Genomic DNA, 13,704 nt, shown 5'->3' on the forward strand with positions numbered 1-13,704 from the left:
CGCGGACGTGCGACGCAGGCCTCCCGAGCCGGCCCGTGGCCATGCGCCCGGCCCATTCGGCGAAAGAGAGATGAACTCCGCCAAGACGGCGGACATATGACGGCGCGTCGACGGAATGGCCGACGGGAAGCACGCGCGCCCGGGCCCGGTGAATGGCGGCGGTCGAAGGCACATGGGGGCGCTCCCGCCGGGGCGCCGGAAGCCCGTGGCCGGAGCCCGTTGGAGGGGATCACTCTCGGCCAGAATCAGACGGGCGCGACCCCGCGGACGGGTCCGCATCGCCTGTGTGCGCGGGGAACGGGTTTCGCCAACTATCGGTAAGCCGGGTTTCCACGGATCGGAATTTCTGCTGTTCTCGTCCCGTGCGGGGGGAAAGCGGGAGGCCCGGCGCTCTGTTCTACGGTGCGAGGTCGCTCAGTATGCCGCTGACATTGAGTACCTGATGGCATCCGGATGCTTGGGTTCCGGTGGCTGGAGTGCCCGGCTTGTCGCATGTCACGGAAGCGGTGACGGCGGCGTTCTCCGGAATCTGGATGGGGGTGACCCAGTGATAGTCCTGGTTGCGGAAGGTCTCCAGGGCGATGGTGGTGATCTTCCGGTTCCCGAACGTGATGGTCAGCACCCCTTCGTCGCCCTGGAAGTTCGCCACCACGATGTCCGTGACCTCGAACACCTTCCCCCGGGGCACCCGGTACGTCCCCTTCTTCTCGGCCCCGGCCCTGGTCTGCACGTCGATCGTCTCCGACATCTGCTGGTTGCCGCCGCCCGTGCCCGTCGTCGAGCCGGAGCCGCCCGAGCCGCCGGGGCCGGTGGACCGGCCGGGACGGGGCTCCTGGCTCCCGTCCTGCCCCTGGCCGCCGCCCGGGTCGCCGGAGCCGCCGGTCGACGCCGAGCCCTGCTGACCGTTGCCGGGCCGCTCCTTCTCCGCCGCCTCGGCCGCCGCCTGCTTCGCGGTGCTCCGCACCGCGGGCCGGACCAGCGCGAACCACGCCAGAAGCAGGGCGAGCAGCGCGGCCAGCACGATCAGCAACCACTTCGGCAGGAACGGCAGTTGGGCGAACTCGCCGGACACCGTCTCCGTCGGGCGGGGCTGTTCGCCCTCGGTCTCCCCTACTGCCCGTTCGGCCGCCTCGACCTCGAACGGCCAGGTGGCGGGCTTGCCGAACCAGATCAGCTTCCGGGCCCGCACCCGCAGGCCCATCTCGGCCAACTCGCCCGGTTCCAGGCGTTGCCCGCCCGGCGAGAAGGCCAGGCGGAGTTCCTCCCCGGCCTGCGTTCCGGTGAGCGCGACGTCGACCGGGGTGTTCCCCCGGTTCTGCACCGAAGTCCGGAACCGGGCGCCCAGCCAGCCGCGGCGGCGACGCGGATCCAGCTGGGCCCGGATCTCGTGGAAGGGCTCCACGACCACCGAGGCCTCGGGGACCGCCACCGACTCGGGGCGCTCCGCGGGCAGGACGCGCACCCCCAGAGGCGTCTCCCCGGCCCGGACCTCGGGGGATCTGGGCGGGGCCAGCCGCACGGTCACCACCTCGGAGGTGCCCGGATAGAGCGAGACACGCGCCGGTTCCACGGTGCTCCACGCGGCGCAGTCGCCGACCACTTCGAGCGTGTAGGCCTCGACGATGTCGCCGTCGTTGCGCACGGTCAGGGCCGTCGTCGCCTCGGCGCCGGGCGACACCGTCACCGTGGACATTTCGAATTCGGCAGATGTGGTCACGATGCGACGTTAGGCCGCGGACGCGGTGGCACAGCAGAGACGCGAGGGCAACGAACGGGCAGGGCTTGTGCCCCGACGGCCCAACGGCACGGTGTCCCCGAGCCTCCGTCCCGGGCCAGGTCCCCCTGACGGAACCGGCGCGAAACGGAACGGCGACCGGCACATCGACAGCGGCACCTGAGAAAGACGAGCACGGAACGATGACGATGACAGACGTGAACAACGGAGCGGCGGCGCACGGGCAGTTCCGCAGGCCCACCGCCGCGGAACGCGCCGCGCAGCGCGGCGCTCGGAGGGCCCCCTCGGGCAGGGTCTCCGTAGCGGTGTACGCGGAGGATCTGATCCTGCAGACCGGCGTGATCCATCAACTGCGCCCACGTCCCGAGATAGAACTGACGGCGGAGTCCGAGGCCGACCGGGCCCAGGTCTCCTTAGTGGTGGTGGACATGGTGGACGAGCCCACCGTCCGGCTCCTGTCCCGCCTCCAGCGCAACGCCGCGACCCGCACCGGACTCGTCGTCGGCTTCTTCGAATCGGGCGCGCTCCAGACCCTGATCGAGTGCGGTGTGGCCGCCGTGCTCAGGCGCGGGGAGGCCGACCAGGACCGGCTCGTCCACCTGGTGACGGCGATAGCCAACGGCGAAGGCGTGCTCCCGGGCGATCTGCTCGGAAAGCTCCTCGACCACGTCAGCAGCCTCCAGCGCACGGTCCTCGATCCCCGGGGGCTGTCCCTCTCCACCCTCACGGCACGGGAGGCGGAGATGATCCGGCTGGTGTCGGAGGGCTTCGGCACGGCGGAGATCGCGCAGAAGACCTCGTACTCCGAACGCACCGTCAAGAACGTGCTGCACGAGATGGCGACACGGCTCGAACTGCGCAACCGGGCGCACGCCGTCGGCTACGCCATGCGACACGGACTCATCTGAGTCCCGCCCCCCGTGCGGACGGCGTGCCGACGCCGCCCGCACGGGAGCGCTTCGGTGTTCTCGGAGCGGGGAGCCGGAGAGGCGGACGCAAAGGGCAGCGGCTCCTTCCCCCGATCCGGGTACTCGGGGCCTGTTCCCGGCCGCGGCCGAGCGGGATGCTGCTGAGGGGAGCGTCATCAACCAGACTGTGAGGTGGGCCGTGACCGGCACTGCTGGCCCGGCGAGGCAGACCCGGCTGCGCCGACTGGCGGGCGTGGTGGTGCTGTTGGCGCCGCTTCTGGTGGCGGGCTCCACGTCCGCGCCGCAGGACGCGCCGAGAGCCGCCGCAGAGGTGGACGAGAGCCCTGCGGATGCCGGGCGGATCGCCTTCGCCGGTACCGGACACCGCAGCCTCGGCCGGGTCTCCCCGTCGGACACCGGCACCAGCGCCCCGCTGTTCGGCACCGGACCGACCCACTACGACCAGGACCCCTCCGCACGCGGCGAGACACTGGTCTTCACCAGCCTGCGCGACTCGGCGCGCCCCCAGGTGTACGTGCGCGAGCCCGGCGGGGCGGTGCGCAGACTCACCGCCGACCGCGACGCCGCCCACCCAGAACTCTCCCCGGACGGACGGACCGTGGTGTTCGACTCCGCGGAGCCGGGGCCCGGCGGCCGGGTCCAGCACGACCTGTGGACGGTCGGCGTCGACGGAACCGGCCTGCGACGGCTGACGGACACGGGCGCCGACGAGACCCACCCGACGTTCTCCCCGGACGGCGGCCGGATCGCCTACTCGGCGGACGGCGACCCCCTGCGGGGCAGGCAGATATACGAACGGGCCGTGTCCGGCGGCCGGGCGACCCGGATCAGCGACGGGCCGCCCGGCGACGCGACCGAACCGGTGTGGAACCCGGTGGACGACGACACCCATCGCGCCCGCGTCGCCTACACCCTCGCCTCGGACGAGGAGACCGGCCCCCGGCTCCGGGTGACCGAGGGCCCCGGCGACGACCGCCCGCTGCTGGCCGGTGTGCAGGCCGGCTGGCGCACCCGCTCCGCCGCCTGGCTGCCGGACGGGAACGACCTGGTCTTCCTCAGCCCCGACACGACCTGCGGGTGCAAGGACTACGACCACGTCTACCGGGTGACCTCCTTCGACGAGAACGAGCCGGGCCTGGTGCTGGGCGAGGACCGCGAGGTCGAATCACCCACCTGGAGCGGCCCCATGGACACCGGGACCGTCGTCGTGACCCGGCGGACCGTCGCGGACGCGTGCGTCGTGACGCTCCAGGACGTCAGACAGGACGGCTCGGATCCGCGGGACCTGGGACTCACCATCCTCAAGGAGGACCCGGAGGCCGACAGGAACACCGACCACGCCAAGGACCCCCTGTTCGACCCGGCCGACGGCTACGACCCGTGGACCGAGCGGCAGAACTACACGCCGGACGGCCGACGCATCGTCGTGACCCGCTTCGAGGGCCCGGAGAACGAGCGCGTCGAGCGGATCTGGCTGGCCGACGCCGACGGCCAGCACCCGGAGCCGATGCCGCTCGCCGGGCGCGGCCCCCGTGACTGGGACACCGACCCCACCTTCTCCCCGGACGGCACCAGGCTGGCGTTCACCCGGTCCTCGCCCGGCAGAGCCGACGGGCAGCCGGGCCCGAGCGGCATCCTGATCGCGGACGTCGCCACCGGGGCGATCACCGGCCGGATCGTCCCGCCCGAGGGGCAGCCGACGGGCGGCGACGCCCAGCCCACCTGGTCCTCGGACGGCACCACCCTCGCCTTCACCCGCAACCACGTGATCCGCGGGGTCGGCGGCGTCAAGCACGTCTGGACCGTCCCGGTGAAGGCGCTCGACCAGCAACGGGACCTCAGCGCCACCGCCTGCCCCGGGGAATGCGAGGTGATCGACGACAGCCCCGCCTTCTCCCCGGACGGAGGCCGGATCGCCTTCAACCGCAAGGACGGCGGCGGCCGGGTCAACGAGCGCGACGGAATCCTGGTGACCTCGCCCACCGGCGACGGATGCCGGGTCGTGCTCCCGTCCGCCCTGCGGAACGACCCCGGCGCGTGCGGGCAGGAGCTTCCCGACGCCGCGCAGAGCGGGCCCTTCCAGCCCCGCGACGTGGCCTGGTCACCGGACGCCCGACGGCTGGTGCTGAGTTCGCGCCGGACCGTGGAGGCGAACTCCCGGGAGCGGCTGAAGGTGCTCGACCTCGTCAGCGGCCGCCTGACGCCGCTGACGAACGGCCTTGCCGGACGTCAGAAGGAGCCCGCCTACCAGCAGTCGGTCGACCTGTCGCTGACCGCGCCGCCCACCGGACCCGAGGTGGAGACCGGTTCCTCCGGTTCGGTGACCGTCACCGTCACCAACCGGGGACCCGCGCACTCGCCCGGCACCACGTTCACCGCCGACCCGCCGCCCGGCGTGCGTCTGGACGGGATCACCACTCCGGCCGGTTCCTGCGCCACCGGGTCGCCGCAGTGCGACCTCGGCGTGCTCCCGCCCGGGGCGAGCGTGGACGTCACCGTCCGGCTGACCGGGGTGACCGCCGGGGACCAGCGGATCGGCTGGTCGGTCGCCGGCGCCGTACTGGACCCGAACCCCACGGACAACGCCACCGCGACCGTCGTCCCGGTCCGGGACGCGCCGGCGCCCACGCCCACCCCGACGCCCACACCCACCCCCACGGCCTCGCCGCCCCGGCCCCCGGCCCCCTTGCCGCCCGAACCCCGGGCGGGACCCGGCGTCGTCGTCCGGGCCCAGCCCAGCCCCGGCTTCGTCGGCGGCCGGGTGGTGGTGACGTACACCGTGCGCAACGGACGGAACGCCCTCGCCACCGGCCTGCGGCTGAGGCTCGGCCTGCCCGCGGGCGTCCCGGCGGGCCCGCTCCCGGCGGGCTGCGCGGCCGGGGTGTGCGCACTGCCCGACCTGGCTCCGGGGGCCTCCACGGTGGTCCGGGTCGTGCTCGCGCCCGACCGGGCACTGAGGACGACCATCACCGGCACGCTGACCACGACCGGCACCGACGCCGACCCCCGCGACAACGTCGCCAGGACCCCGCTGCGCATTCTCAAGCCCCGCATCGTCGCGGTGCCCGCCGTCGGCAAACCGGGGTTCGTCACCTCCGTACGGGGCAAGGACTTCCCGCCGGGGGCCCCGGTGAGACTGACCTGGGAACCCGGGATCACGGCGGCCGCGCCGCCCGCCGTCCCACGCGCGGACGGCACGTTCATCGCGCAGCTGCTGATCCTGGTGAAGGACCGGACGGGACGGCGCGTCATCACGGCCGCCGGACCCGGGTTCAGCCCGGTCACCACAGACTTCCTGGTGGTCGTCGGCGCCATCGCCCCGCCGGACGAGGTGGGGCGCCGGTGATCCACGAAGTCGACGAGGGACTGCGGCTGCTGCTGGTCGAGGCGGGTCTCCAGGAGAGCGGCGTCGACCTGGTCTTCGAGGCGCCGACGAAGGACTGGGCCGCCCGGCGCAACGCCCCCACGGTCAGCGTCTTCCTGCACGGCATCCGCGAGGACGCGACCCGGCGCCGCACCGGCACCGCCGAGGAGCACGACGACGAGGGAATGGTGGTCGGTCGGCGCACCCCGCCGCGCTGGTTCGAGCTGACCTACCTGGTGACCGCCTGGACCAACCGTCCGCAGGACGAACACCGGCTGCTCTCCGAGGTGTTGCGCTGCCTCGTACGGTCGAGCGCGCTGCCCGCCCGGACGCTCACCGGCAGCCTCGCCGAACTGGGGCTGACCGTGGAGATCGAGGCGGCGGGCCCGGGCGCCGACCGGCAGTCCACCGCCGAGGTGTGGTCCGCGCTCGGCGGCGAGCTCAAGGCCGCGATCGACCTGCGGGTGTGGGCGCCGCTGGAAGGCGAACGGACGTCCGCCGGCCCGCCGGTCACCGAAGGGCTGCTGGTGCGGTCCGCTCCCGCGCGGGACGGCGACGGGACGGGCCCGGGGCGCAGGCTGCGCTACGACGGGGCGTCCGACCCCGGCGAGCGGGGCTTCGCCGCGGAACGCGAACGCCGGTTGCCGCCCGGCCGGCGCAGGCGCGGGAGCGCGGCCCGATGACCACGGCACAGGACACCCCGCGCGCCCGCGAACTGCCCGGCGCCCCGACGGCCGTCGGGGAACTCTGGGAGCGGCTGGTCCACGTCGAGCGCCGGGTGAGAAACGCCGTCGCGGACCGGCGGGCCGTCGACCCGCAGGCGGACGACCCCTACCGGGGCCAGTACCTCACCCCCGAGGGGGCCGAACGGATCCTGGCGGCCCGCGACGCGTTCGCCCCCGTACCGGAGTACGCGTCCCGGCCCGCGCCGGACTCGCCGCCCGGGGGCCGGATCGGCAGGCTCGCCGAGGACTTCGGCCTGACCCCGCTCGACGTCGACCTGCTGCTGGTCGCGACGGCGCCGGACATCGACCCCCGGTTCGAGCGGCTCTACGGCTACCTCAACGACGACCTCGGCCGGCGCAGACCGACCATCGGCCTGGCGCTCGAACTCTGCGGACTGCCCGCCGCGAGCTCCGGCCGCTTCCGGTTCTCGCCGTCCGCCCCGCTGATCGCGGGCGGACTGCTGACGGTCCTGGAGGCCGAGCGTCCGCTGCTCTCACGGGTGCTGCGGGTACCGGACCGGATCACCGCCCACCTGCTTGGCGACGACGAACCCGACGGAAGGCTGCGCGGACTGGTCCGGGTGGCCGGCCCCGGGGACGATCCGGACCCGGAGCCCGAGGCACTGCGCGTCGCGGCGGCGCTGGGCACGGGCAGCGGCCTGGTGCATCTGCTGGACCGGGGAGGCGACCCCGGCGGACTCGCCGTGCGGGCGCTGCTCGCCACGGGACGGCGCCCGCTGGTGGTCGACGTCGCGGCCCTCGCCGCCGCCCCGCAACCGGCGGAACTCGTCCGCACCCTGGCGGCCGAGGCCCGGCTCGGCGGAGGCGGTGTCGTCGTCGGACCGATCGAAGGGCTCGCGCCCGAGCGCCCCGAGGGAGCGGGACTGCTCGGCGGCCTCTGCGCGGCGATCAGCGGCACGCCGCTGATCGCGTACGGGAAGAAGGACTGGGACCCGCACTGGAGCAGGGAGAGCCCCGTCCCGTTCCGTGCGCTGCCCGCCGGCCCCTCGGGCGTGGCGCGGCAGTGGAGCCGGGCCCTCGCCGCGGCCGGCGCCGCGGTCGGGCTGCCTCCCGAGAACGTGCGGGCGGCCGGGGAACTCGCGACGTCCGTCACGGCCTGCCGGCTCGATTCCGAGCAACTGCGCAGGGCCGCCACCGTCGCCGCCCGGCTGGCGGCCGCGCAGAAACGCCCGGTGGACCCGCGGGACCTGCGCCGGGCGGTCCGGGCCCAGAACGGCGCGGGGCTCGAACGGCTCGCCCGCCGGATCGAGCCGACCGTGGGCTGGGACGACCTCGTCCTGCCCGCCGCGACCCGCCGCCAGCTGTCCGACCTCGCCCTGCGCGCACGCCACCGGGAGCAGGTGCTGGGCCAGTGGCGCATGCGGCCCGGCGGAGGCCGGGGACGAGGGGTCATCGCCCTGTTCGCCGGCGAGTCGGGCACCGGGAAGACCATGTCCGCCGAAGTGGTGGCCTCGGAACTCGGCATGGACCTCTACGTCGTGGACCTGTCCATCGTGGTGGACAAGTACGTCGGCGAGACCGAGAAGAACCTCGAGAGGATCTTCGCAGAGGCGGCGGACGTCAACGGCATCCTGCTCTTCGACGAGGCGGACGCCATCTTCGGGAAGCGCTCGCAGGTCAAGGACGCCCAGGACCGCCACGCCAACGTGGAGTCGGCCTATCTGCTGCAGCGGATGGAGTCCTTCGACGGGATCGCGGTGCTCACCACCAACCTGCGGGCCAATCTCGACCAGGCCTTCACCCGCCGTCTCGACGTGATCGCGGAGTTCCCCATGCCGGACGCCCGGCAGCGACTGGCCCTGTGGGACCGCTGCCTCGGGACGGCGATCCCGCGGGCCGCGGACCTCGACCTGGAATTCTGCGCGCGTCGCTTCGAGCTGGCGGGAGGGTCGATCCGCGCCTGCGCGGTGACCGCCGCCTACCAGGCGGCGGAATCGGGGGGCCCGCTCGGCATGGAGCAGATCGTCTCGGCCGTGCTCCAGGAGTACCGGAAACTCGGCCGACTGGTCATGGAGAGCGAGTTCGGCCCCTGGCTGGGCCGCGAGCAGGGCGGGCCCCCCGCCCGGTGACGTGACGCCCCGGGGGCACACGGGGGCATGGCCGGACGGCTCGACGGCTCAATGCTCCTCACGGGCCAGCACGAACGTCCGCCGCACCGTCTCGAACGGCTCGTCCATGCGGGTGCCGTCCGGAGCGGCTTCCCCCGCCCCGTGCCGGACGAAGTCCACCACCAACGACTGCCTGACCCCGAAGACCGCGTCGTTCTCCACATAGGGATCGTCACTGCGGACCAGCATGGTGGTCAGTGGCTCGAAGCCTTCGGCGCACAACCGGAAGTGCAGGTGTTCCGGGCGCATCGGTGACCGGTTCGCGGCGCGCAGGATCTCCCCGCACGGCCCGTCGGCGGGGACCGGGTAGCAGCGCGGGGCCACCGACCGGTACCAGAACCGCCCTTCGTCGTCAGTGGTCAGCAGAGCCCGCATGGCCGTCCGGCCGTGCAGCTTGTTCTGCATCTGCACGTCGTAGAAGCCGTTTCCGTCGCTGTGCCAGGTGTCCACCCCGGCACCGGCCACCGGGGCGCCGTCCGGGCCGAGCACCCGGCCGTCGAAGAACAGCGGAGTCCCCGCGACCCCGCCGGAGATGTCCGAGCCGTTCCCCGCCGTCGGCCGGTCTTCGACGAAGAAGGGGCCCAGCAGCGTCGAATCCGTCACCGATCCACCACCCGGATGGTGGATCAGGTCCACCAGGACGCTCAGGCCCAGGATGTCGGACAGCAGGACGAACTCCTGCCGAGTACGCGTACACGTCTTGCCCACACGCTCCAGGAAGTCCATCGCCTTGAACCACTCGTCACCGGTCAGCCGTACCTCCCGCGCGAAGTCGTGCAGGTGCTGCACCAGGCGGACGAAGAGCTCCTTGACCCGCTCGTCCTCCGTGCCGTCGAAGGTCCTCCGCACCACCTCGGTGATCGAGGTCGCCGTCGGGTCGATGGACATCGCACTCCTCCCGTCGTTCGGGCCGCACCGCGCCGCGTCATCCTGCGGTGCCGGCGCCCCTCGCGGGACGACCCGACACGGTCACCTGCCGGAGGTTTCCCTGATGGGGTTCCCGGCCCTCCACCGACCGGCGTAGGCCCTCGGAAGGCGGGCCTGCGGCCCGCACGCGGCACGGACGTGCGAAGGCCCGGGGTGGGACGGGCCGCCCCCGAGGCGGTCGTGCGGCCCGCATCGCCGGCGTCGGGAGCCCGGGCGAGTGTCCGACGCCTCCCGCAGGCGCGTGCCTCTCCCGTGCCACGTCCGACGACAGACCGGTGAAGCCCGGGTTTGCGGATATTCTCCCGTTCTGTTCGTCGCTCATCGGCTGTTGACCGGAAGGGAGCGCTGGAACGCGATCACCTCCGTCGTCGTGGGCGGGAGCAGCGGGCTGGGGCGAGCCGTGGCCCAGCGCCTCGCCGACCGCGGCGACACCCTCGTCGTCACCAGCCGCTCGCGGGAGCGCGCGGCCGCCGTGGCGGGCGAGATCGGCGGCGGGGCCCGGGGACTGCCCCTGGACCTGGCGCGTCCGGAGACGAGCGCCGACGCGCTCGCCACGGTTCGCGAGGTCGACCATCTGGTCATCAGCGCCATCGAGCAGAGCGTCAACTCCCTTGACCACTTCAGCATCACGGACGCGGTGCGGACCGTGACCGTCAAGCTGGTGGCCTACGCCGAGACGGTGCGCGCGCTGCGCGACCGGCTCGCCCCCGGGGCGTCCGTGGTGCTCTTCGGCGGCCTGGCCAAGTTGCGCCCGTACCCCGGCTCCACCATGGTGACCACCGCCAACGGCGGCGTCAGCGGCCTGGTGCGGACACTGGCAGTGGAACTCGCCCCCTGCCGCGTCAACGCGATCCACCCGGGCGCGTTGGGCGACAGCCCCAAGTGGAGCGGGGCGCCGGACCACCCACACGTGGCGCGCACCCCCATCGGACGCCTGGTGACGACGGCGGAGGTCGTCGACGCCACCGAGTGCCTGCCCCGCGACACCGGAGTCAACGCCCAGGACCTGTTCGTGGACGGCGGGCTGCACGCTACCTGAGCCAACGTCAGAAAGAAGGGCGACGGCTCCGTGGAGCCCGGAGCCGAGCGGCCCGTGCATCCGTGGCCGCAGCGGTGATGCGGGATGCCCGCCCCTTCCGCGCAACGCGGCGAACGGCGTCAGACGATCCGGTTCTCCGCGCTGACCATCCAGGCGTGCTTCTCGAGGGAGTCGATGATCGTGTGCAGCAGGTCGGCGGTGGAGGGGTCTTCGCCGTCGATCTGGTCATGGTGGGCGCGCACCGTGTCGGCGGTGGCACGCAGGCGCGCCGTGACGAGATCGACGACGGCGCTCACACTCAGCTCGCCCTCCGGGAACTTCGGGAGCGTGGTCCCCGCCGAGACCGTGTCGGAGCGGCCGTCCGGCAAGGCCGCGAGAGCGCGCATGCGCTCGGCGATGACGTCGGCCGATTCACGGGCGTCGTCGACGATCTGATCAAGCTGCAGGTGCAGGTCCCGGAAGTTGTGGCCGACCACGTTCCAATGCGCCTGTTTCCCCTGGAGGTGCAGCTCGACGAGGTCCACCACGATCTGCTGCAGGGCCCGGGCCAACTGAGGCGAGGCCGTGAATCCGGCCACGTCGGTCTCCGAACGCCGGGAAGTCTGAGGGGAAGCGGTCATGCCGGGCCTCCTGGTGAGAGTGCGACGTGGTGGCCCCCGGAACAGGAAGCCGGTCTTCCTACGCGACCAAGCGTGTACGCGGGGCCTGCCACGTCGCCACCGCGACTGGGCCGCTCGGGCGGACGTCCTGGGGCCGGAGGCGTGAGAACCGAGGAGGACGTGGGCCGCCGCAGTGCGGGAGCGACCCGTCCCCGCCCTCCGCCAGGGGGCGCCCGGCCGCGGCACGGCCGGCATCCGGCGTTCCGGAAGGCCTCCGAAGCACGATGCGAGGCGGCTCGAATGCGCGGACCCGCGGGTCACCCCACCGCGCGCCCGGAGATGACAGCCCTTCCACGACCGGGAAGTCTGGTGGTCCAACCCTGTTTCCGGGAGGGGACGCGGAGCGCCGGTCCGAGGAACGACCCGGAGGGCCAGGAGAGCACAATGGCCCGACACCGTCCCGGCCGTCCGCGTCCCCGCCCGTTGCGAGGCGGAGGCGTTTTCCTCCGGGACGGGTGATCGCCGCCGAGGTTCGTTCGAGTGGACGAGGGCGCCGTCCGGTGTGGTCCGGCCTCCCCGCCCATGCATCACTCGTACGATCCGGAGTCCGCGGACCGTCCGCGTTCCGGCACTCGCTCCGGCCGCCCGCTCTTCCCCGCGGTCGCACGGATTCCCAGGGAGAGACGTGACCCGAACCAGCATCCGTTTCCCGCTGACCTCGGCGGCCGCCGGCCTGGCGCTCATCGCGGCCGCGCTGTCCGCAGGCGTGGGGCGCCCACCGGGGGAGCACGGGGAATACACACGTGCCGCCTACAGTCCCGCGGCGAAGGACGGCCCCTCCCCGAAGAGCACCGGCCCCCTGCTCCGGGATCCGCCGGAGCTCGTCAGCCGCGGCGGTGTGCTCAGGGCGACCATCGTCGTGGAGCGGCGCAAGGTCCGGGTCGGCGACCGCCGGCTGTACGCGACGACGTACAACGGCGCCTACATGCCGCCGACGCTGCGCGTGCGCCCGGGGGACCGCATCGACCTGACCATGACCAACAGGACCGACAAGTACACCAACCTGCACACGCACGGACTCATGGTCTCGCCGCGCGCCCCCGCCGACGACATCTTCATCTCCATCAAGTACGGGCAGTCGTACCACTACGCCTACCGGCTCCCGCGCGACCACCCCACCGGCACCTACTGGTACCACTCGCACGCCGACATGCTCTCCGCCGCCCAGGTCGCCGGTGGGGAGTCGGGCATCATCGTCGTCGACGGCCTGCGACGGCACCTGCCGCCGTCGCTGCGCCGCATCACCGAGCACACCGTCGCGCTCAAGGACTTCCAGGTCGAGGGCGACGCGATCAAGACCCACCCCCTGAGCATCGGCGCGCCCACCAACCGCACCGTCAACGGCCAGCACGACCCCGTGATCCGCATCCGGCCGGGCGAGACCCAGCTGTGGCGTCTGGCCAACATCGGCGCCAACATCTACTACAAGCTGCACCTGCCCGGCGCCCGCTTCCACGTGATCGCCCAGGACGGCGTTCCGGTCCGCAGGATCCGCGCCGAGGACACGCTGCTCATCCCCGCCGCCGCACGCTTCGACGTCCTGGTCCAGGGCGGCGCCCCCGGCACCGCCCGCCTGGAGACGTTGCCGTACGACACGGGCCCGGCGGGGAACCAGTTCCCCCGCGCCGACCTCGCGACCGTCGTCACCACCGGGACGCCCGTGCCCCGGGCAACGATCCCGAGCCGCTTCGCCCCGCAGGAGGACCTGAGCGACGCGACCATCGCGGCCCGCAAGACGATGGTCTACACGGAGAACACGGCGGGCACGGTCTTCTACATCAACGGCCGGACGTTCGACCCGGACCGGACCGACTTCACCTCCACCCTCGGCACCGTCGAGGAGTGGACCGTCCGCAACGACACCGACGAGGACCACAGCTTCCACCTGCACACCGACCACTTCCAGCTGATGAGCACCAACGGGAAGGCCGAAGACCCCTCCCACAGCGTCTACGACACGGTGAACGTGCCCAGGCGCGGCTCCAGCGTCATCCGCGTCCACTTCACGCACTTCACCGGGAGGACGGTCCTGCACTGCCACATCCTCAACCACGAGGACATGGGCATGATGGCCGTCCTCGACATCGTCCCGCTGCGCCCCCACCGGAAGAATCCCGGCAAGTGACCGACGACGGCCCACGACGCACGAGCCCCGGCAGCCGTGGCGGCGAGTTCCGCCACGGCGGCCGGGGGCCGG

The 13,704-nt window shown here is 73.0% G+C and carries 9 protein-coding genes; 6 read left to right on the forward strand and 3 right to left on the reverse strand.

The features are described from left to right. Window positions 1-397: 397 nt before the first annotated feature. Entirely contained in the window at window positions 398-1,693 is a 1,296-nt protein-coding gene (locus WA762_RS10340; RefSeq protein WP_335935117.1) for a COG1470 family protein, read from the reverse strand. Between the two features lie 224 nt (window positions 1,694-1,917). Between WA762_RS10340 and WA762_RS10345 the strand changes: the two genes are divergently transcribed. The 4 genes from WA762_RS10345 to WA762_RS10360 all read left to right on the forward strand — a co-directional run bounded on the left by WA762_RS10345 (window position 1,918) and on the right by WA762_RS10360 (window position 8,843). Further along, window positions 1,918-2,643: a helix-turn-helix transcriptional regulator gene (locus WA762_RS10345; RefSeq protein ID WP_335935014.1), complete on the forward strand. Its 726-nt coding sequence runs from the start codon at window positions 1,918-1,920 to the stop codon at window positions 2,641-2,643. Window positions 2,644-2,842: 199 nt separating this feature from the next. After that, window positions 2,843-6,010 carry a hypothetical protein gene (locus WA762_RS10350; RefSeq protein WP_335935016.1) on the forward strand — a complete coding sequence of 1,056 codons (3,168 nt, stop codon included), beginning with the start codon at window positions 2,843-2,845 and terminating at the stop codon, window positions 6,008-6,010. Then, window positions 6,007-6,711: a Pvc16 family protein gene (locus WA762_RS10355; RefSeq protein WP_335935017.1), complete on the forward strand. Its 705-nt coding sequence runs from the start codon at window positions 6,007-6,009 to the stop codon at window positions 6,709-6,711. The genes WA762_RS10350 and WA762_RS10355 overlap by 4 nt, the downstream gene beginning before the upstream one ends. Further along, window positions 6,708-8,843, forward strand: a complete 2,136-nt coding sequence (locus tag WA762_RS10360; RefSeq protein WP_335935019.1) for an AAA family ATPase — start codon at window positions 6,708-6,710, stop codon at window positions 8,841-8,843. The genes WA762_RS10355 and WA762_RS10360 overlap by 4 nt, the downstream gene beginning before the upstream one ends. 48 nt (window positions 8,844-8,891) lie before the next feature. Here WA762_RS10360 and WA762_RS10365 read toward each other — a convergent pair whose 3' ends face one another. Further along, the gene (locus WA762_RS10365) at window positions 8,892-9,770 is read right to left on the reverse strand and encodes a dioxygenase family protein (RefSeq protein WP_335935020.1); all 879 of its coding nucleotides are present in this window, start codon (window positions 9,768-9,770) and stop codon (window positions 8,892-8,894) included. 367 nt (window positions 9,771-10,137) lie between these two features. Between WA762_RS10365 and WA762_RS10370 the strand changes: the two genes are divergently transcribed. Further along, window positions 10,138-10,848 (forward strand): SDR family NAD(P)-dependent oxidoreductase, encoded by a 711-nt coding sequence (locus WA762_RS10370; RefSeq protein WP_335935022.1) that lies wholly within the window; start codon window positions 10,138-10,140, stop codon window positions 10,846-10,848. 119 nt (window positions 10,849-10,967) lie between these two features. Here the strand turns inward: WA762_RS10370 and WA762_RS10375 are convergent, their stop codons facing one another. Beyond that, window positions 10,968-11,468, reverse strand: a complete 501-nt coding sequence (locus WA762_RS10375; protein WP_335935024.1) for a Dps family protein — start codon at window positions 11,466-11,468, stop codon at window positions 10,968-10,970. A 664-nt stretch (window positions 11,469-12,132) separates the two neighbouring features. On the opposite strand from WA762_RS10375, the gene WA762_RS10380 reads away from it, so the two are divergent. Next, complete coding sequence (locus tag WA762_RS10380; RefSeq protein WP_335935026.1) at window positions 12,133-13,632, forward strand: multicopper oxidase family protein; 1,500 nt, start codon at window positions 12,133-12,135, stop codon at window positions 13,630-13,632. The last annotated feature ends 72 nt before the right edge of the window (window positions 13,633-13,704 follow it).

The sequence above is a fragment of the Streptomyces tyrfis genome (assembly GCF_037034285.1).
GTDB lineage: Bacteria > Actinomycetota > Actinomycetes > Streptomycetales > Streptomycetaceae > Streptomyces.